Annotated in this window: 19 protein-coding genes and 2 pseudogenes; 17 read left to right on the top strand and 4 right to left on the bottom strand. The window is 69.1% G+C overall.

Going from position 1 to position 18,244, the window contains the following annotated elements:
• The first annotated feature begins 16 nt into the window (after positions 1–16).
• The 11 genes and pseudogenes from QQY66_RS44425 to QQY66_RS44475 all read left to right on the top strand — a co-directional run bounded on the left by QQY66_RS44425 (position 17) and on the right by QQY66_RS44475 (position 10,559).
• Positions 17–556, top strand: coding sequence for a Na+/H+ antiporter subunit E (locus tag QQY66_RS44425; protein WP_301986138.1), 540 nt, complete (start codon positions 17–19; stop codon positions 554–556).
• Complete coding sequence (locus QQY66_RS44430) at positions 553–834, top strand: monovalent cation/H+ antiporter complex subunit F (RefSeq protein WP_301986139.1); 282 nt, start codon at positions 553–555, stop codon at positions 832–834. The genes QQY66_RS44425 and QQY66_RS44430 overlap by 4 nt, the downstream gene beginning before the upstream one ends.
• Positions 831–1,145, top strand: coding sequence for a monovalent cation/H(+) antiporter subunit G (gene mnhG / locus QQY66_RS44435; RefSeq protein ID WP_301986140.1), 315 nt, complete (start codon positions 831–833; stop codon positions 1,143–1,145). The genes QQY66_RS44430 and mnhG overlap by 4 nt, the downstream gene beginning before the upstream one ends.
• Entirely contained in the window at positions 1,142–2,137 is a 996-nt protein-coding gene (locus tag QQY66_RS44440) for a DUF4040 domain-containing protein (RefSeq protein WP_301986141.1), read from the top strand. Before mnhG ends, QQY66_RS44440 begins: the two co-directional genes overlap by 4 nt.
• On the top strand, positions 2,134–2,538 hold the full coding sequence (locus QQY66_RS44445; protein ID WP_301986142.1) for a cation:proton antiporter subunit C: 405 nt from the start codon (positions 2,134–2,136) through the stop codon (positions 2,536–2,538). The genes QQY66_RS44440 and QQY66_RS44445 overlap by 4 nt, the downstream gene beginning before the upstream one ends.
• The gene (locus tag QQY66_RS44450) at positions 2,535–4,013 is read left to right on the top strand and encodes a monovalent cation/H+ antiporter subunit D family protein (RefSeq protein WP_301986143.1); all 1,479 of its coding nucleotides are present in this window, start codon (positions 2,535–2,537) and stop codon (positions 4,011–4,013) included. Before QQY66_RS44445 ends, QQY66_RS44450 begins: the two co-directional genes overlap by 4 nt.
• The gene (locus QQY66_RS44455; protein WP_301986144.1) at positions 4,006–5,487 is read left to right on the top strand and encodes a proton-conducting transporter membrane subunit; all 1,482 of its coding nucleotides are present in this window, start codon (positions 4,006–4,008) and stop codon (positions 5,485–5,487) included. Before QQY66_RS44450 ends, QQY66_RS44455 begins: the two co-directional genes overlap by 8 nt.
• A complete protein-coding gene (locus QQY66_RS44460; RefSeq protein WP_301986145.1) occupies positions 5,484–5,810 on the top strand; it encodes a hypothetical protein in 327 nt (108 codons plus the stop codon). Before QQY66_RS44455 ends, QQY66_RS44460 begins: the two co-directional genes overlap by 4 nt.
• Positions 5,803–7,485: a Na(+)/H(+) antiporter subunit D gene (locus QQY66_RS44465; protein ID WP_301986146.1), complete on the top strand. Its 1,683-nt coding sequence runs from the start codon at positions 5,803–5,805 to the stop codon at positions 7,483–7,485. Before QQY66_RS44460 ends, QQY66_RS44465 begins: the two co-directional genes overlap by 8 nt.
• A 406-nt stretch (positions 7,486–7,891) precedes the next feature.
• Positions 7,892–8,736: pseudogene (locus tag QQY66_RS44470) on the top strand (universal stress protein).
• 320 nt (positions 8,737–9,056) lie between these two features.
• Positions 9,057–10,559 (top strand): SulP family inorganic anion transporter, encoded by a 1,503-nt coding sequence (locus QQY66_RS44475; RefSeq protein ID WP_301986148.1) that lies wholly within the window; start codon positions 9,057–9,059, stop codon positions 10,557–10,559.
• Positions 10,560–10,585: 26 nt separating this feature from the next.
• On the opposite strand, the gene QQY66_RS44480 is transcribed toward QQY66_RS44475, so the two are convergent.
• On the bottom strand, positions 10,586–10,978 hold the full coding sequence (locus QQY66_RS44480) for a DUF3040 domain-containing protein (RefSeq protein WP_301986149.1): 393 nt from the start codon (positions 10,976–10,978) through the stop codon (positions 10,586–10,588).
• 139 nt (positions 10,979–11,117) lie between these two features.
• Between QQY66_RS44480 and QQY66_RS44485 the strand changes: the two genes are divergently transcribed.
• Positions 11,118–11,570, top strand: a complete 453-nt coding sequence (locus QQY66_RS44485) for a hypothetical protein (protein WP_301986150.1) — start codon at positions 11,118–11,120, stop codon at positions 11,568–11,570.
• 63 nt (positions 11,571–11,633) lie between these two features.
• Here QQY66_RS44485 and QQY66_RS44490 read toward each other — a convergent pair whose 3' ends face one another.
• Positions 11,634–12,443: a LysR family transcriptional regulator substrate-binding protein gene (locus QQY66_RS44490; RefSeq protein WP_367667045.1), complete on the bottom strand. Its 810-nt coding sequence runs from the start codon at positions 12,441–12,443 to the stop codon at positions 11,634–11,636.
• Positions 12,418–12,738, bottom strand: a pseudogene (locus QQY66_RS50685) (LysR family transcriptional regulator); the annotation flags it as partial. The pseudogene QQY66_RS50685 and the gene QQY66_RS44490, both read right to left, overlap by 26 nt.
• Between QQY66_RS50685 and QQY66_RS44500 the strand changes: the two are divergent.
• The 5 genes from QQY66_RS44500 to QQY66_RS44520 all read left to right on the top strand — a co-directional run bounded on the left by QQY66_RS44500 (position 12,737) and on the right by QQY66_RS44520 (position 17,440).
• Complete coding sequence (locus tag QQY66_RS44500) at positions 12,737–13,822, top strand: S-(hydroxymethyl)mycothiol dehydrogenase (RefSeq protein ID WP_301986154.1); 1,086 nt, start codon at positions 12,737–12,739, stop codon at positions 13,820–13,822. The pseudogene QQY66_RS50685 and the gene QQY66_RS44500 sit on opposite strands and share 2 nt — an antisense overlap.
• Positions 13,822–14,451, top strand: coding sequence for an MBL fold metallo-hydrolase (locus tag QQY66_RS44505; protein ID WP_301986155.1), 630 nt, complete (start codon positions 13,822–13,824; stop codon positions 14,449–14,451). Before QQY66_RS44500 ends, QQY66_RS44505 begins: the two co-directional genes overlap by 1 nt.
• 169 nt (positions 14,452–14,620) lie before the next feature.
• The gene (locus QQY66_RS44510) at positions 14,621–14,983 is read left to right on the top strand and encodes a bifunctional 3-phenylpropionate/cinnamic acid dioxygenase ferredoxin subunit (protein WP_301986156.1); all 363 of its coding nucleotides are present in this window, start codon (positions 14,621–14,623) and stop codon (positions 14,981–14,983) included.
• Positions 14,980–16,140 carry an NAD(P)/FAD-dependent oxidoreductase gene (locus tag QQY66_RS44515; protein ID WP_301986157.1) on the top strand — a complete coding sequence of 387 codons (1,161 nt, stop codon included), beginning with the start codon at positions 14,980–14,982 and terminating at the stop codon, positions 16,138–16,140. Before QQY66_RS44510 ends, QQY66_RS44515 begins: the two co-directional genes overlap by 4 nt.
• A gap of 130 nt (positions 16,141–16,270) precedes the next feature.
• A complete protein-coding gene (locus tag QQY66_RS44520) occupies positions 16,271–17,440 on the top strand; it encodes an aromatic ring-hydroxylating dioxygenase subunit alpha (RefSeq protein WP_301986158.1) in 1,170 nt (389 codons plus the stop codon).
• On the opposite strand, the gene QQY66_RS44525 is transcribed toward QQY66_RS44520, so the two are convergent.
• Entirely contained in the window at positions 17,412–18,158 is a 747-nt protein-coding gene (locus QQY66_RS44525; protein ID WP_301987703.1) for an IclR family transcriptional regulator, read from the bottom strand. The two genes, QQY66_RS44520 and QQY66_RS44525, sit on opposite strands and share 29 nt — an antisense overlap.
• Positions 18,159–18,244 lie beyond the last annotated feature (86 nt).

Below are 18,244 nucleotides of genomic sequence, written 5' to 3' on the forward strand. Positions count from 1 at the left end.
ACCTTGAGGGAGCCGTGTGAGCCTGCTCGACCGCGACTCCGTCGGTGCCGCGAGCGCTCAGCAGCGCCCCCGGTACAAGAGCACCCTGCGCTTCCTTCGGACTGCTCCGTTTGCCGTCGTGTTCTGGCTGCTGCTCTCCGGGCACTTCGAGCCGCTGCTGTCGGTGCTCGGCGCGCTCTCGGTCGCCGTGGTCTGCTGGCTGACGCGGCGGGCCGACCTCGATCACCAGAGCGTGACGGTAGCCTTCGCCCTGCGCCTGCCGCGGTACTTCCTGTGGCTGAGCGGGAAAGTGCTTGTCTCGACGTTCGCGGTGGCGCGGAAGGTCTGGTCGCCGCGACCGGCCCTGCGGCCCGTGGTGGAGCCGACTCCGGCGCCGCACCTGCCGGAGCTGTCGCAGGTGGTCTACGCGAACTCGATCACGCTGACCCCGGGCACGCTGTCGCTGGACGTCGAGGCGGACCACATCGAGGTGCACAGCCTGGAAGCGGCTGACGTCGAGGAGCTCCGCGAGGGACTCATGCTGAGGCGGGTGCGGCAGACGGAGGCGCGACGATGATCTTCGCCGTCATGGCGGCGCTGCTGGTCACCATGGTGCTCACGCTGCTGCGTGCGTTCATGGGCCCCGGCCTGTACAACCGCATCCTCGCGATCAACACGTTCGGTACCAAGACGGTGTTGTTCGTCGCTGTGGCCGGCTTCCTCTTCGGCCGGCCCGCGTTCCTCGACATCGGGATCCTCTACGCCCTGGTCAACTTCGTCGCCACCGTCGCCGTGCTCCGCCTGACTCACTACCAGGAACTGCTGAGCGAAACGGAGGGGGGCGAACGAGGGTGAGTGTCCTCGATGTGCTGAGTGGCGTGCTGCTGGTCGCCGGTGCCCTGGCCGTGCTCACCGGCGCGGTGGGCATGCTGCGCTTCCCGGACTTCTACACCCGTATCCACGCCGCCGGCATCACCGACTCCGCCGGTGCCGGGCTGATCCTGCTGGGCCTCATGCTGCGGGTGGACGCTTGGGACACCGCGGTCCGCCTGCTGATCATTCTGCTCTTCCTGACGCTGACCAGTCCGACCGCGACGCACATCCTCGCGCACGCCGCGCGACGGGACGGCGTGCCCATGTGGCGGGAGGGCGACCCGCGCCAGTGACCACGACGTTCACCCTGATCAACGTATCGCTGCTCGCCATTCTCACGGCGACCGCGGTGACCATCACGCGGCTGCGCGCGCTCTACGAGGCCACGATGCTGGCGGCGTTGTTCAGTCTGGCCACCGCGTGCCTCTTCGTCCTCCTCGACGCCGTGGACGTGGCGTTCACCGAAGCCGCGGTTGGCGTCGGCATCAGCACGGTGCTGCTCCTGGGCGTGCTCGCGCTGACCCGCTCCTCGGAGTCCGTCACACCACGCCGACGGCGCCTGCCCGGCGCCATCGCCGTGCTGCTGGTCGGCGGCACGCTCGGCTACGCCAGCCTCGACCTGCCCGAGTTCGGCAGCGCCGACAGCCCCGTGCAGCGCCACCCCGTCACCCACGAGTACCTGCACCGGTCCCAGGAGGACGTCGGCATCCCCAACACCGTCACCGCGGTACTGGCCAGTTACCGAGGGCTCGACACACTCGGCGAGCTGGTCGTCGTCTTCACCGCGGGCCTCGCCGTACTGTCGCTGCTCGGCCCGCTGGCACGCCCGGAGCAGACCAGGCCGACAGCGGACTTCCACCTCGCCGACTACCGCGTCATCCGGGTCGTCAGCGGCGCGCTCATGCCGTTCATCCTGCTGTTCGCGCTGTATGTGCTCTTCCACGGTGACTACGGCCCCGGCGGCGGCTTCCAGGCCGGCGTGATCTTCGCATCCGGCTTCGTGCTCTACGGCCTGGTGTTCGGACTGGACCGCGCGCAGCGCGTGGTGCCGCGTGGCGCCCTGTGGTTCCTGGTCTCGCTCGGCCTGCTCCTCTACATCGGGCTCGGCGTGACCACCATGCTGCTCGGCGGTTCCTTCCTGGACTACGACGTCCTCGCGAGCCACCCCGACACGGGGCAGCATCTCGGGATCCTGGTGGTCGAGACGGCCATCGGCATCACCGTCGCGTCGGTCATGACGACGATCTTCTTCGGCATCGCGGGCCGGGGGGTGGTGTCGCGATGATCGCGTCCCACTACGTCTACTGGACGTTCTTCGCCCTGATGCTGATCGGGCTCTACGTCGTCATCAGCCACGGCAACCTGCTGAAGAAACTGATCGGCCTCAGCCTCTTCCAGGTCGGGGTCTTCCTCTTCTACATCGGCCTCGGCAAGAGGGACGGGGGAAGTGCGCCGATCATCTCGGACGATGTCGAGACCTACTCCCACCCCCTGCCGCAGGTACTGATCCTCACCGCCATCGTGGTCGGCGTCGCCACCCTCGCCGTGGGCCTGGCCCTGGCCGTGCGCATCTTCGAGGCGTACGGCACCGTCGAGGAGGACGAGGTACTCGAACGCGACAGCGCCGACCGCGTCGCCGAGCACGACCGTGAGCGCGCAGCCGAGCGCGACGGCGGCGGAACATGACGGGTCAGCTGCCAGTGCTTCAGGTGGCGGCCCCCCTGCTCTGCGCGCCGCTGTGCGTGCTGCTGCGCTCCCGGCTCGTGGCGTGGCTGCTGTTCCTCGCCGCCGCCCTGGCCTCGCTGACCTGTGCCGTCTGGCTGGCCGAGCGCGTGGAGGAGACCGGGGCGCTCCGGTACGCGATGGGTGACTGGCAGGCGCCGTACGGCATCGAGTTCGTGGTCAACGGCTTCAACACCCCCGTGCTGCTGCTGGTGTCGCTGACCGCCGTGGTCGTCGCGGTCTACGGCCGTCGCAGTGTCGCGGCGGAACTCGACGCCAGGCGCGCAACGCTGCTGTACGCGTGCCTGTGCCTCGCCCTGGCCGGGCTGCTGGGCTTGGCGATCACCGGGGATGTGTTCAACGCGTTCGTCTTCCTCGAGATCAGCTCGCTGTCGACGTACACGATGATCGCCATGGGGCGTCGTCGACAGGCCCTGCTGGCCGGTTTCCGCTACCTGGTGATCGGCACCATCGGGGCGACGTTCATGCTGATCGGAATCGGCCTGGCCTACGCGGTCACCGGCACCCTGAACATGGCCGACCTGGCACAGCGGCTCACGGGCGGTCACGACAACCGCGCGCTGCAGGCCGCCGTGGTCTTCGTCTTCGTCGGTCTCGCGGTCAAGATGGCCGTCTTCCCGCTGCATGCCTGGCTGCCGGCGGCCTATGCCGAGGCGCCGTCCGTCGTGAGCACGTTCGTCGCCGCTACGGGAACCAAAGTCGCGGTCTACGTGTTCTGCCGGTTCGCGTTCACCGTCTTCGGCGCGTCGCTGGTGTTCGGGTCGATGCCCGTCGACCGGATCGGCCTGCTCCTGGCCTGTCTGGGAATTCTGGCGGGCTCCGCCGCCGCGTGCTTCCAGGACGACCTGAGGTATGTGCTGGCCTGGTCCAGCGTCGCGCAGGTCGGCTACATCGTGGCCGGAGTCAGCCTGGCCACCGCCGTCGGTGTTTCCGCCGCGTATCTGCACATGATCATGCACGCGGTGACCAAGGCCGCGCTGTTCGCGATCGCCGGGCTGCTGTTGCTGCGGCTCGGCTCGGTCCGGCTTTCGGCGCTGGCCGGAATCGGCCGCCGGATGCCCTGGACGTTCGCCGCTTTCGTGGTGGCCGGTCTCGGCCTGGTCGGAGTTCCACCGACCGCGGGCTTCGTCAGCAAGTGGGCGCTGGTGACGGCGCTGGTCGAGCGGGACCAGTGGCCCGTGGCCGTGGCCATGCTGGCCGGCTCGCTGCTCGCCCTGGTCTACGTCGGTCGCGTCGTCGAGGTCGCCTGGTTCCGCGAACCGCCCGACGGGGCCGAACCGCCGCGCCCGCCGGCGTCGATGGTCGCGGCCATCTGGTTCCTCGTCCTGCTGTCGGTCTACTTCGGGATCGACGCGTCCCTGCCGGCCCACCTTGCCGACGCCGCGGCCGAGGCGCTGCTCGGAAACGGGGGTGGCTGAGCTGGCCACCGCCTGGACCTCCCCCGACCAAGCCGCCGCCCTTCCGGCCGTGGTGGCCATTCCCCTGCTGGCCTGCGGTGCCGTACTGCTCCTGCGGCACCGGCCGATCGCACGTGATGCCGCTTCGGTGGCCTTCGGCCTCGCGCTGGCGGGCGTGGTCCTCGCCCTGTGGGCCGTGGCCGACGACGGGCTGCGGTTCGAGCTGTGGACGTGGCTGCCCGGTCTGTCACTGGAGTTCGCGCTCGAACCGCTGGGCCTGCTGTTCGCCTCGGTCGCCGCCGTGCTCTGGCCGGTGACCACGGTCTACGCCGCCGGTTACCTGCGCGCGGCGGGGGAGCCCGCCCTGGACAGGTTCTTCGCCTTCTTCGCGCTGACGATCGCCTGTGCGATGTGGATCGCGCTGTCCGCCAACCTGGTCACCCTGCTCATCGGCTACGAACTCATGACCCTGGCGACCTGGCCCCTGGTGGCACACCACGGCGGCGCACAGGCCCGGCGCGCGGCACGCACGTACGTGGTGGTGCTGCTGGTCACCTCCGTCGGACTGTTGCTGCCCGCGATCGTCTGGACGTGGGTCCTGGCCGGCAGCACCGACTTCCGGGCCGGGGGCATCCTGGCCGGTGAGGCCGGTTCGGGGGTGCTCACCCTGCTCTTCGCGCTCTACCTGTTCGGCATCGGCAAGGCGGCGCTGATGCCCGTGCACCGCTGGCTGCCCGCCGCGATGGTGGCCCCCGTCCCGGTGTCGGCGCTGCTGCACGCGGTGGCCGTGGTCAAGGCCGGGGCCTTCACGGTCCTCAAGGTCACCCTGTACGTGTTCGGCCTGGACACCCTGCGCGACACGGGTGCCGCGGAGCCGATGACGTGGGTGGCCGCGTTCACGCTGATCGCCGCCGCGATCGTGGCGATACGGTCGGACGACCTCAAGCGCCGACTGGCCTACTCGACCGTCAGCCAGCTCGCCTACATCGTGCTGGCCGCGACGCTGGCCCACGAGATCGCCACCGCGGGAGGCGCCCTGCACATGGTCACCCACGCGGTCGGCAAGATCACCCTGTTCCTGTGCGCGGGCGCGATCGCCGTCACGGCCGGGAAGACCCGCGTCAGCGAGCTCGACGGGCTCGGCCGCGCGATGCCGTGGACGTTCGCGGCGTTTCTGACGGCCTCGGTCTCGATCATCGGCCTGCCTCCGACGGGCGGAACCTGGAGCAAGTGGCTGATGCTCCTCGGCACGGCCGAGGCGGACCAGGTCGTGCCGCTCGTGGTGCTGCTCGTCGGCTCGCTGCTCGCCGTGGCGTATCTGATGCCGATCGCGGTGCGCGCGTTCCTGCGACCGTCGGCGGACTTGCCGGCGCACGGCGAGGCCCCGCCCGTGATGACCGGGCCGCTCACCCTGACCGCGCTCGGCTGCGTCGCGCTGTTCTTCGGCGCGGACGCCGTGCTCGAACCGCTGGCCAGGACGCTGGAGGTGCCATGAGCGACGACCGCCGCCGGGCCGACGGCGACCGCGAGCCCGACGACCGCCACTGGCTGGACGAGCCGCGCAACGTGACCCGCATCGTGTACGGCCTGGCCGCGCTCTGCGCGCTGGCGCTGTTGGCCGACCTCTTCTACAGCAAGCACCCCTACTTCTCCGTCGAACGATGGCCCGGGTTCTACGCCGTCTTCGGCTTCGTGGCCAGTGTGACCCTGGTCCTCACCGCCAAGGGGCTCAGGCGGCTGCTGCGACGCGACGAGGACTACTACGAGCCGCCGGACCCCGACCGTCACGAGGCGCCGGAACGGGGCCCCGATGACTAGCCCTGCTCTGCTGCTGATGCTCGGCGCGGCCGGTGTGCCGTTGCTGCGCGGCCGGCTGCGCAGCGTCCTGATGCTGCTGCTCCCGGTGGCGGGCCTGGTCATGCTGTGGCTGCTGCCTGAGGGCCCCGGCGCCGACTTCGCTGTCTTCGGCCTGGAGCTGACCCCGGTACGGATCGACGCCCTGTCCCGCCTGTTCGCCACCGGCTTCCTGGCCGCCGCCCTGCTGATCTCGATCTACGCCCTGCACCTGGGGGACCCGCTGCAGCAGGCGCTCATCCCGCTCTACGCCGGCACCGCGATCGGCGGAGCACTCGCCGGTGACCTGGTGACCCTGTTCGTGTTCTGGGAACTCGCCGGCCTGTCGTCGGTCTTCCTGATCTGGGCAGGCCGCACCGAACGCAGCTACCGCGCGGGGATGCGCTACCTGGTCGCGCAGCTGATCTCCGGGCTGCTGATGCTGGCCGGAATCGCGCTACGGGTCCAGGCCGGCGAGGGCATCGAGTTCGGCTACCTCGGGCTGAACGGCCCCGGAGACGCCCTGATCCTGCTCGCGGTAGGCATCAAGTGCGCCTTCCCGCTGCTGCACGCCTGGCTGACCGACACCTACCCGGAGGCCACGGTCGTCGGCGCGGTGGCACTGTCGCCGTTCACCACCAAACTCGCGGTCTACGTACTGGCACGCGGCTTCCCGGGCACCGACCTGCTGATCTGGGTCGGCGCCGCCATGACGGTCTTCCCGATCTTCTACGCCGTGATCGAGAACGACCTGCGCCGGGTGCTTGCCTACAGCATGATCAACCAGCTGGGGTTCATGGTCGCGGGTGTCGGCGTCGGCGGCGCTCTCGGGATCAACGGCGCGAGCGCGCACGCCGTGGCGGACATGGTGTTCAAGAGCCTGCTGTTCATGGCCATGGGCGCGGTGCTTCTGCGTACGGGCACCACCAAGGGCTCCGAACTCGGCGGCCTGTACAAGTCCATGCCCCAGACGGCGGCCCTGTGCATGGTCGGTGCGGCGTCCATCTCCGCGTTCCCGCTGTTCTCCGCGTTCGTCACCAAGTCGATGATCATGGAGGCGGTCGGACAGGAACACCTGACCGTGGTCTGGCTGCTCCTCCTCTTCGCCTCGGCCGGCGTGTTCCACCACGCCGGCATCAAGATCCCGTACTTCGCCTTCTTCGCCCAGGACCGGGGCCACCGAGTGGCCGAGGCCCCGCTCAACATGCGCGTGGCCATGACGCTGGCCGCGCTGATCTGCGTAGGCATCGGGGTGGCGCCGAACCTTCTGTACGAGCTCCTCCCGCACCCGGTGGACTACGTGCCCTACACCACCCCACACGTGATCAACCAGCTGCAACTGCTCCTGCTCGCCTCGATGGCCTTCACGCTGCTGGTCCGCACCGGCCTTTACCCACCGGAACTCCGTTCCGTCAACGTCGACGCGGACGTGGTCTACCGGCGTGTGCTGCCGCACACCTGGCACGTACTCTCCCGCGCCGTCTCCCACCTGCGCCGCAGCCTGGGCCCGCCGCTACGCGACCGCAGCGGCACCTTGTGGAGCGCGACCACCCGCCCGCTGCGACCGGAGGCAAAGCTGACGACTCCGTGGTCGACCCACCTGATGGTCTGGTGGGCTGTCTTCCTGGTGGGGACCGTGCTCTTTCTGACACTGCTGTAGTACATGGGCGCTACGGCGCATGCGGGGGCGCGGGGGCATGTTTGCCTACGCCGAAAGCTCTCATCCAGCGTCGGCCGGATCGGACCGGCTGTCGATGCTGTAGCGAGCGATTCTGCGTGGCGCACGGCCAACGCGCCGGGTGCCACGTGGGCGACATGAGCGTCCTGGACTCCTGGACTGCGAGGGTCTGTCCAGGCTTGTACGACGCGGCTTCCGCAGACCTGTGCCCGCGGCGTGCTGGCCCAGCTTTGCGGCTCGGCGGTGTCTCGCGGCATGGTGACCGAGTCCTCCCCGGCTGGCGCACTCATGCCATCTGGCCTACCTGTGATCCCGCGGCCTGCGCGGCGCCGGACGGGCGGAGAGAGAACAGGAGGGCATCCCGGCGCGCTGAAGGCGGTGGTGAACCATGGTGCAGCCTTTGGCTGTGGGTGTCGATGGCTCGGAGCCCAGCCTCCACGCCGTCGACTGGGCCGTGGACGAGGCGGTCCGCCACGGGCTTTCGTTGCGGATCGTGCACGCCTCACTGTGGGAACGGTACGAGGGTGCGGCCTTCGCGGGCGCACCCGAGGCCGTCTCGGTAGACGTGGTGACCGAGCATGACCTCGCCGAGAGCGTGGTGGCGCTGGCCGCGCAGCGTGCTCGGCGGCGTGCGCCGACGCTGCTGCACGAGGCCGGCCGTGCCGGTGCCGTTGTGACCGGGGTACGAGGCAGGGGCCCGATCAGGGAACTCCTGCTGGGCTCGGTCAGTCTCTCCCTGGCGGCCCGGTCTCCCCGTCCGGTCGTTGTCGTACGCGGCCGGGCGGAGAACAGACAAGCCGCCCACGACCGTATCGTCCTGGGTGTCGGAAGCGGTGCCACGGCCCCGGCAGCGGTCCCGTACGCCTTCCGGGAGCGCGGTGCGCGGGTGCGAGATCGAGGCCGTACGGGCCTGGCGGCGCCCGCCGCACCGGACCGCGCCGCATCCGCTGCTGACCGGGGAGCCCGCCCATGCCGAGGAGGCGCATGCCTCAGTTCTGCTCGACGAGGCATTGGACGGGCGTCGCCGAGGAGAATCCGGGCGTGATCGTGCACCGCGCTCTTGTCGAGGGCTCCACACGTCATGCGCTGGTGGTCCGGTCGTCGGCGGGTGATCTCCTGGTCATCGGGGCTCGTCGGCGTCGCGGCCACCTCGGACCGCAGCTCGGCCTGGTGGGACACACGGTGCTGCACCACTCCGAGTGTCCCGTGGTGGTGGTTCCGCAGCAGGAGTGAGAGACCTGGGCCGGGGCACGTCGGCCGGTGTCAGCCGCCGGTGGGCCAGGCGGCGAGCTGCGACCGCGGGCTGGGAGCCGTGGCATGAAATCCAACCCGGGATCGAGTTTCGCGCGGCATCCGTGCAATGCGTCGGTCTGCCCGAGCCCACCGCCTCCTCGCGCGAGCCGGAGCGCGTGGTGGGTAAAGCCCGATGGCACGTCAGCAGAGCCCAAATGGCGATCTTTGGTCTTGTCTTGACGCGTTCTATACGGCATCTTTACCCGAGGAGTGCCGGGAAGCCTGGTCGGCAGCTCGGTCCGCCGTGGGCCGAGATGATCATGCTGTCGACCGAAATGGGGCCGATGTTTCAGCGCGTCGCCAAAGAGATCCTTTCCGGCCTGACCGTGGCGATAGTGGCACTGCCGCTGGCCATCGCCTTCGGCATCACCGCGACCGGCACCTCCGAGGGTGCGCTCGTCGGGCTGTACGGCGCAATCTTCGCCGGGTTCTTCGCCGCAGTGTTCGGTGGTACGCCCGGCCAGGTGACTGGCCCCACAGGCCCCATCACCGTCGTCGCCACCGGAGTCATCGCCGCTCATGGACTTGAGGGTGCGTTCCTCGCGTTCATCATGGCCGGCGCGTTCCAGATCCTGTTCGGGCTGTGCAGGCTCGGATCACTGATCCGCTACATCCCCCACCCCGTGGTGTCGGGTTTCATGGGCGGGATCGCGCTGATCATCATCCTCGGCGAACTGGACCAGGTGCAGAGCAGTTTCCTGGTGGTGACCGGCACGATCGTGCTCATGCTCGCGTCCGCACGAGTGATCAAGTCGATTCCGGCGAGTCTGATCGCGCTCGTGCTCATGACCGTGGCCCTGCGGTTCATGGACTCGCTCTTGCAAGACGTACACGTCGGACCGGTCCCGCTCAACACGGCGATCGACTACATAGGCAAGATCCCGGAATCGATACCCTCAGTCACCGTCCCCGAGATCAGCGGGTCGTTGATCCTCACCCTCGTCCTGCCCGCGCTCAGCATCGCCCTGCTGGGCTCGATCGACTCTCTGCTGACCTCAGTCGTCATGGACAACATCACCGGCAACCGGCATCGCAGCAACAAGGAACTGATCGGCCAGGGACTCGGCAACGCCGCCAGCGGCCTGTTCGGGGGCCTGGCCAGCGCCGGCGCGACCGTCAGGTCCGTCGTCAACGTCAGAAGCGGCGGCCGCACCGCGCTGTCGGCGGCCACGCACAGCGCCATTCTCCTCGCTCTTGTGGTCGGCCTTGGGAGCGTGGTGCAGTACATCCCCCTCGCCGTGCTGTCAGGGATCCTGATGGTGACCGCGTTCGGGATGTTCGACTGGGAGGGCCTGCGCAAGGCGCATGTCTCTCCGAGGGGTGACGTCGTGGTGATGCTCGCGACGATGATCATCACTGTCGTCGTCGACCTGACCGTGGCGGTCGCCGTGGGAGTCGCCCTGGCGCTGGTCGTTCACGTCCTGAAGTCGCGTCGGCGGAAAGCCGCGGTCGTCCACGACGGCGCCGACACCTACCGCGTCGACGGGCCGCTGTCGTTCCTCTCCGTCGACCATGTCTTCACCACGCTGCGCGACGATCGGCCGGCCCTGTCGCTGAGCCTGAAGGACGTGGATTACATGGACATGTCCGGGGCGAAGGCGCTGCTGACCTTCATCGATCACTCGCACGAGTCCGGCGTCGAACTCGGCATCAAAGACCTGCCTCCGCATGTCGAGAGCAGACTGATCGCACTCGCGGACGAGGAACAACGTCACCGGCTCAAAACCGTCGTCAACAACCGCCTGGCCACTGAGACTTCCTGAGAAGCTCATTCTTACCGGGTGACCGGTCACTTCAGGGACCCATGGTGGACCGCCCCTACGACTCGGTGGGTGGGCGGGCGGCGGCGCCGGGTGTGTACGGACACTCCTGGAGCGAGACCCTTCGGAGGTCCGGGGTCCTTGTCCGCCTGACGCGGATCGCTGTTGAGCACGGCGATGAGGAAGAGGCCCAGGAAGGCGATGACGGCGAACACGGTGACGGCCGTCAGCCACCGGTTGTGCTGCTTCCCCCTCTTCCTCTCCTTCTCCTCTTCCTCATGGCCGTCGGCGGACTGCGCTTCGGGCTTGTCGGAGAACTGCTCGTTGAGCGCGTCCATGGTCGCGGCCAGGGCGGGATCGTCCTGGGCAAGGCGTCGTTCAAGCTGTGCGAGGACGTGTTCCTCGTCCCTCCCGGGGCTCATGCCGACCACCTCGAAGCCTTGTAGGGGCCGCGCCGAAGCGTGTCGGCCGGTTCGACGGCGCTAGTTCTTTTCGGTACCTGGCCTTTCCGTGCCCGGCTTGTCTGCGCCGGTTGGGACCTGCGGCTGACGGAGCATGTCTATGAGGCGGAAGATCTCCATCGGTGGAAAGGATCCGCAGGTGAAGGGCGGCGGGATGGCCTTCGAGGCGGTCCGCGGCGTCCGCCAGTGTCTCGGCGGCCTCGTACTCGTCCTTGGCATGGATGACCTTGGCGCGCCGGTCGCGTTCCGCCTCGGCCTGACGGGCGACGCCCCAGGGATTGGTGACGTCGTCGATGATCCGCTGGAGCCGCTGGTTGATCTCCTCCCGGTTGATGAGCAGTTCGTCGAGGTCGACCGGGCCGATCGGCGTGAAGGGGGACTTCTGGTCGTGGACGTCCATCGCGGTGGTGGGTGGTTGGCGGGTGTCAGGCCGCGGGAGTACGTGCCGTCCGGCGTCGAACTCAGTCATGTATTTCTCCGATGCGATGCCCGGCGGGTAAATGTCGCACGTTCTTCGCGCGGCCGAATTGTCGGCGCAATAAAGCTGGTTTGAGGGCCGGTCCGGGAATCTCGCCGACTTTCGTGGAGCAAAAGTGACAGTCACTGCGGACAGCGGTCAACCAGCCGACTTGAATACCCCTGAACCGGTTTTGAATGGGGGCCGTAGACAACTTCTATACCGGCAGTGGGGTTCAGTCCTCGGCGGGCCCGACCGCCAGACCAGTCGGCCGTGGCGCACCAGCCGTGGCCGGTTGGACAGCGTCCGGGCCCCGCGCAGCGCGGCGTCCCGGGCCATGGAACCGGGCAGGAGTGAGGCGCCGACGCCCGAGAGGATCAGCGGAACGATCATCGCGCGGTGCGCGGTCTCGACCACGATCCGCGGGGTGAGGCCCAGCGCGGTGCATACGTCGTCCACCGCCGCCCGGGTCTCGGTGTCCGGTGTCACGATCAGGTCCAGCGCGGCCAGTTCGCGCGAGGTGATGGTGTCGCCCGGCGGATGCGGGTGGTCCGGGGGCAGCACGATGTGCATCTCCTGCTCGGGCAGGTCCATCCCGCGCAGGTCCGTCGTGGGTACCGAGGCGTCCACCAGACCCAGCTCGCACTGACCGGCGGCGACCATGTGCGCCACGGCAGGGCCCTGCTCCGGGTCGACCACACGCACGGAGACCTTCGGATGCGCGCGATGGCAACGCCCCAGCATCCCGGCGAGCGGATCGACCGAAAGGGTCGTCTGGGAGACGATGTCGAGCCCGCCCGCCGCTGAGCCCGAGGACGTCACGGACCAGGGAACCGGCCGTGGTCGGATCGCGCAGCACCTGCCGGGCCGGCTGGACGAGCGCTTCGCCCGCCGCGGTGAGTGCGACACCGTGCGGGAGGCGGTGAAAGAGTTTTCCGCCGAATTCGCGCTCCAGGATGCGGATCGCATGGGAAAGCGAGGGCTGCGCTACATGGAGCGCAATGGCCGCGGCTGTGAATCCGCCGTGCTCGACCACGGCGATGAAGATTCCAGCCGGCGTCGTCCCATCGGGTCCCCGTAAATTCCGGGCAACGCTATCACCGGCCGGCCGGCCGCAGTGCGCCGACGGCTTCGTCCGTCCCTCCGCGTCGCGGAGCCTTGACCCCCCAGGTTCCCCTCCCCGATGCTGTGTTGCGGCACGCGAGATGCGTGCCGCAATGAGCAACATTCGACTCAGGTCTCGTATCAGCCGAGGAGTGACCATGACGCATCAGGTCCGTGCTGTCGTCGCGCGGGGCAAGGGCGCCCCCGTCAGCCTGGAGACGATCATCGTGCCCGACCCGGGTCCGGGGGAGGCGCTGGTGAAGATCGAGGCCTGCGGGGTCTGTCACACCGATCTGCACTATCGCGAGGGCGGCATCAACGACGACTTCCCCTTCCTGCTGGGCCATGAGGCCGCGGGCGTCGTGGAGTCGGTGGGGGAGGGGGTCACCGACGTCGCGCCCGGTGACTTCGTCATCCTGAACTGGCGGGCCGTGTGCGGGCAGTGCCGGGCCTGTCTGCGCGGACGCCCCTGGTACTGCTTCAGCACGCACAACGCCAAGCAGAAGATGACCTTGCTCGACGGCACCGAACTGTCTCCGGCGCTGGGCATCGGCGCGTTCGCGGAGAAGACGCTGGTCGCGGCCGGGCAGTGCACCAAGGTCGACCGGGCCGCGTCCGCGGCTGCCGCCGGACTGCTCGGCTGCGGGGTGATGGCGGGCATCGGCGCGGCCATCAACACCGGCAATGTCGGCCGGGGCGACACCGTGGCGGTCATCGGCTGTGGCGGAGTAGGGGACGCGGCGGTCGTCGGGGCGGACCTGGCGGGCGCGGCGAAGATCATCGCCGTCGACATCGACGACCGGAAGCTGGCCATCGCCAAGAAGCTGGGGGCGACCCACACCGTCAACTCCAAGGAGGCCGACGCCGTCGAGGCGGTCCGCGAGCTGACCGGCGGCTTCGGTGCCGATGTCGTCATCGAGGCGGTCGGCCGGCCGGAGACGTACCGGCAGGCCTTCTACGCCCGCGATCTCGCCGGCACGGTCGTCCTCGTCGGTGTCCCCACTCCGGAGATGAAGCTCGAACTGCCCCTGCTGGACGTCTTCGGCCGGGGCGGGTCGCTGAAGTCCTCCTGGTACGGCGACTGCCTGCCCTCCCGTGACTTCCCGATGCTCATCGACCTCTATCTCCAGGGCCGCCTCGACCTGGACGCCTTCGTCACCGAGACCATCGCCCTGGACGAGGTCGAGAAGGCCTTCGAGCGGATGCACGGCGGCGACGTCCTGCGCTCGGTGGTGGTCTTCTGATGGCCGCCCGTACAGAGCGCCTCGTCACCTCGGGCACGTTCTCGCTGGACGGCGGCACGTGGGACGTCGACAACAACGTGTGGCTCATCGGCGACGACACCGAGGTGATCGTCGTCGACGCCGCCCATGATGCCGACGCCATCGCCGAGGCGGTGGGCGACCGGCGCCTCAAAGCCGTCGTGTGCACCCACGCCCACAACGACCACATCGACGCCGCCCCCGAACTCGCGGCGCGCACCGGAGCCCCGATCCTGCTCCATGCGGACGACCTGCCGCTGTGGAAACAGACCCACCCCGACCGGACCCCCGACGGCGAACTCACCGACGGCCAGGTCCTCACGGTGGCGGGCGTAGAACTGACCGTGCTGCACACCCCCGGCCACGCGCCAGGCGCGGTCTGTCTGTACGCCCCTGCCCTGACGGCCCTCTTCAGCGGCGACACGCTCTTCGCGGGCGGGCCGGGGGCGACGGGGCGGTCGTACAGCCATTTCCCCACCATCATCGACTCGATCCGGGACCGGCTGCTCGGCCTGCCGGGCGACACGGTCGTATACACCGGGCACGGGGAGACGACCACCGTCGCAGCCGAGGCCCCGCACCTCCAGGAGTGGATCGACCGGGGCTTCTGACCGTCCGGCAGTCCCTGAGACTGTTCTTTATCGCGCACACAGTTGCGCAACAAGCAACCATCACTGACGCGTCTCCAGGCCCTTGAATGCCTTGACAAGGGTTCAGGGGCGACCTCAGACTGATGTTGCGCTTACCGCAATCAGTTTCGCTATACGCACCGAGGTGGTCATGATGATTCCCGCGTGCCCTCTGGCGGATCTCCCGCGAGGAGAGGCTTTCCGGCTCGAGATCGACCCGCCCGTCACGGTGTTCCACACCGAGGACGGCGAGCTCTTCGCCATCGACGACACGTGCACCCACCAGGACGCCTCGCTCGCCGACGGCTGGGTGGAGGACTGCTGGGTGGAATGCCCCCTGCATGCCTCGAAGTTCAACCTGAAGACCGGTGAGGTCGACGCCCCGCCGGCCAAGCTCCCCGTCCGGACCCACGAGGTCGTCGTCGACAACGGCATGGTCTACGTGCAGCTGTCCACGACCGCCCCCAACCTGCCGCACTGCGTCGTGCGCAAGCTCGCCGGATCCGTCACGTGAGGACGGTGGCCGTGGTGGGCGCCTCGCTGGCCGGCCTTTCGGCGGCGCGCTCGCTGCGGAAGCAGGGCTACGGCGGGCGGCTGGTCGTCATCGGAGACGAACCCCACCGCCCGTACGACAGGCCGCCGCTGTCCAAGGAGTTCCTGGCCGGCACTGTCGGCGAAGCGGAACTCGTGCTGGAGATGGACGACGAGGACCTGGGGGCTGAGTGGCTGCTCGGCGTCCGCGCCACCGGACTCGACCGCACCGAGCGTGCCGTCCGGCTCGCCGGCGGGCGGGAGATCCGCGCCGACGGCATCGTCGTCGCGACCGGCGCCGCCGCGCGCACCCTGCCCGGCTCCGAGGGCCTGGCCGGAGTGCACGTCCTGCGAACCTTGGACGACGCCCGCGCGCTACGCGAGGAACTGGCGGGCGGCGGACGGCTGGTGGTGATCGGCGGCGGATTCGTCGGTGCCGAAGTCGCCTCCACCGCCTACACCCTCGGGCTCGACGTGACGGTCGTCGAGGCGGCCCCGACACCGCTCGCCGGACCGCTCGGCGAGACCATGGGCGCAATCGTCTCCGCTCTCCACGCGGACCACGGTGTACGGCTCTTGTGCGGCGTGGGCGTCAAGGGGCTGAGCGGCGAGCGCCGGGTGGATGCCGTCCTGCTGGAGGACGGGCGCAGCGTCCCCGCCGACATCGTCGTGGTCGGTGTGGGCGCACGGCCGTGCGTCGAGTGGCTGGAAGGCTCCGGCGTCGAGCTCGACAACGGCGTCAAGTGCGGCGCCGACGGCCGCACCAGCCTGGCCGGGGTGGTCGCGGTCGGCGACTGCGCCAACTGGTACGACCCCCGCCTGGGCGCTCACCGCCGGGTCGAGCACTGGACCGGTGCGCGTGAACGCCCCGACGCGGCCGTCGCCGCACTGCTGGCGGGCGGTGCGCTGGAACCGGGCGTGCCCAGGCCGCCGTACTTCTGGTCGGACCAGTACGGCGTGAAGATCCAGTTCGCCGGTCACGCGGCCGGCGCCGACAGCGTGACCGTCGAGGAAGGCGCCGTGGACGACCGCAACGTCCTGGCCGTCTACCGGCGGGCCGGAGTGCCGGTGGCTGTGCTCGGCATGAACCAGCCACGGCTGTTCATGCGCTGGCGCAAGCAGCTCGCCGCCACGTCTTGACACCGCCGATACGGCATCCCATGCTGCGGTTGCATATGGCACGCAGCGTTGCTCCATACACAACGCCGTCCGGAGTCGCTCTTCCCGGCGCGCTGATGACCCCTCCCCGACGTATCCCGAGGAGTGCACCGTGACCTCGACCAGCCTGCCGGACAGCCTGATCGCCACCCTCCCCGGCTCCTCCTACACGGATCCGGCGATCTTCGCCCAGGAGCAGGAGCGCATATTCGAGACGATGTGGTTCTGCGCGGCCCGCGCCTCCGATCTGGCCAAGCCGGGCGCCTTCCGCACCGTCGACGTGGGCCGCGAGAGCATCCTCGTCACCCGCGCCAGGGACAACAGCATCCGTGCGTACTTCAACGTCTGCCGGCACCGGGGCGCCAAGCTCTGCACCGAGGAGGCCGGCGAGGTCAAGCGGGCCTTCCAATGCCCCTACCACGCCTGGACGTACGGACTGGACGGCAAGCTCGTCGCCGCGCCCAACCTCACCAGGATGCCCGACGTCGGCCGCGCCGAGTACGGCCTGGTGAGCGTGGCCGTCCGCGAATGGCTCGGCTATGTCTGGGTCTGCCTGGCGGAGAACCCGCCCGACTTCGACGAGGACGTCATCGGTGACGTCGTCGCCCGCCTCGGCGACGTCGAGTCGATAGAGCGCTACGACATCGAGAACCTCTCCGTCGGCAAGCGGATCGTCTACGACGTGCGGGCGAACTGGAAGCTCATCATCGAGAACTTCATGGAGTGCTACCACTGCGCGACCATCCACCCCGAACTGACGGAGGTGCTGCCGGAGTTCGCGGACGGTTACGCCGCCCAGTTCTACGTGGGTCACGGCGCGGAGTTCGGCGAGGACGTCCAGGGCTTCACCGTGGACGGCTCCGAGGGTCTGGACCGCATCCCCGGGGTCGCCGACGACCAGGACCGCCGCTACTATGCGATCACGGTCAGGCCGCAGGTGTTCATCAACCTCGTCCCCGACCATGTGATCTTCCACCGGATGTATCCGGTGGCCGTCGACCGCACGATCGTCGAGTGCGACTGGCTCTACCTCCCGCACGTCGTCGAGAGCGGCAAGGACGTCAGCCGGTCCGTGGAACTCTTCGACCGGGTCAACCGCCAGGACTTCGACGCCTGCGAGCGCACACAGCCCGGAATGAGCTCTCGCATGTACGCCAAGGGCGGTGTGCTGGTGCCCAGCGAGCACCACATCGGCGCCTTCCACGACTGGGTGCAGGAGCGTCTGGGCGCCGGCGGGCAGTGGCCGGGGTCGGTCAGCCCAGGTGGCCCATCCGGTGGCTGATCTCCTCTGCGCCCTTGCGCAGCACCGGGGAGACTTCGTGCATGCGCTCCTCGGTGAAGCGGTACGAGGGTCCGGAGGCGCTGAGCGCCGCGATGACCTGGCCGTTCCGGTCGCGGACCGGCGCGGCCATGGCGTGCAGGCCGACTTCCAGTTCTTCCATGGCCAAGGCGTAGCCGCGCTCGCGGGCCTCCGCGAGGTTCTTCTCGAGCTTCGTCTTCGCGGAGATGGTGCGCGGGGTCACCTTGTTCAGGCCGGCCCCGGCGAGCAGTGCGGCGCGCTCCTTGGCGGGCAGGTGGGCCAGCAGGATCTTGCCGCTGGAGGTCGCGTGCAACGGGGTCAGCTGGCCGACCCAGTTGTACGCGCTGACGGCTCCCGGGCCACGCACCTCGTAGAGGTTGACGGCGTAGTTCTCCTGCAGCACGGCGATGTTGACGGTTTCGCCGAGCTCCTCGGCGAGCCGCTCGCAGACCGGGCGGCCCTGCTGGGTGATGTCGATGCGTCCCGTGACCGCACCGGCCAGACGTACGATGCCGAATCCGAGGCGGTACTTGCCGCGCTCGCCCGCCTGTTCCACCAGGCCGCGCGCCTCCAGGGCGCCGAGCAATCGGAACGCGGTGGACTTGTGTACATCGATCTCGGCCGCCACCTCGCTGACCCCTGCCTCGCCACGCTGGGCCAGGATCTCCAGGACGCTGATGGCGCGGTCGACCGACTGCACTCCGCCGGCCTGCGAACTTGACGTTTCGGTGTCTTGGCTGTGGTTGCTCACAGTAAAACTATACGCGTAGTAAACAACAGCGTTGC

It is taken from the genome of Streptomyces sp. DG2A-72, from assembly GCF_030499575.1.
In the GTDB taxonomy this organism is placed as follows: Bacteria; Actinomycetota; Actinomycetes; order Streptomycetales; family Streptomycetaceae; genus Streptomyces.

Bases quoted from the DNA above. Each gene is read 5' to 3' on its own strand.
- QQY66_RS44430 (WP_301986139.1), top strand. From the start codon at position 553: ATGATCTTCGCCGTCATGGCGGCGCTGCTGGTCACCATGGTGCTCACG.
- QQY66_RS44445 (WP_301986142.1), top strand. From the start codon at position 2,134: ATGATCGCGTCCCACTACGTCTACTGGACGTTCTTCGCCCTGATGCTG.
- QQY66_RS44450 (WP_301986143.1), top strand. From the start codon at position 2,535: ATGACGGGTCAGCTGCCAGTGCTTCAGGTGGCGGCCCCCCTGCTCTGC.
- QQY66_RS44460 (WP_301986145.1), top strand. From the start codon at position 5,484: ATGAGCGACGACCGCCGCCGGGCCGACGGCGACCGCGAGCCCGACGAC.
- QQY66_RS44465 (WP_301986146.1), top strand. From the start codon at position 5,803: ATGACTAGCCCTGCTCTGCTGCTGATGCTCGGCGCGGCCGGTGTGCCG.
- QQY66_RS44475 (WP_301986148.1), top strand. From the start codon at position 9,057: ATGCTGTCGACCGAAATGGGGCCGATGTTTCAGCGCGTCGCCAAAGAG.
- QQY66_RS44480 (WP_301986149.1), bottom strand. From the start codon at position 10,978: ATGAGCCCCGGGAGGGACGAGGAACACGTCCTCGCACAGCTTGAACGA.
- QQY66_RS44485 (WP_301986150.1), top strand. From the start codon at position 11,118: ATGAGGCGGAAGATCTCCATCGGTGGAAAGGATCCGCAGGTGAAGGGC.
- QQY66_RS44490 (WP_367667045.1), bottom strand. From the start codon at position 12,443: ATGCGATCCGCATCCTGGAGCGCGAATTCGGCGGAAAACTCTTTCACC.
- QQY66_RS44500 (WP_301986154.1), top strand. From the start codon at position 12,737: ATGACGCATCAGGTCCGTGCTGTCGTCGCGCGGGGCAAGGGCGCCCCC.
- QQY66_RS44505 (WP_301986155.1), top strand. From the start codon at position 13,822: ATGGCCGCCCGTACAGAGCGCCTCGTCACCTCGGGCACGTTCTCGCTG.
- QQY66_RS44510 (WP_301986156.1), top strand. From the start codon at position 14,621: ATGATGATTCCCGCGTGCCCTCTGGCGGATCTCCCGCGAGGAGAGGCT.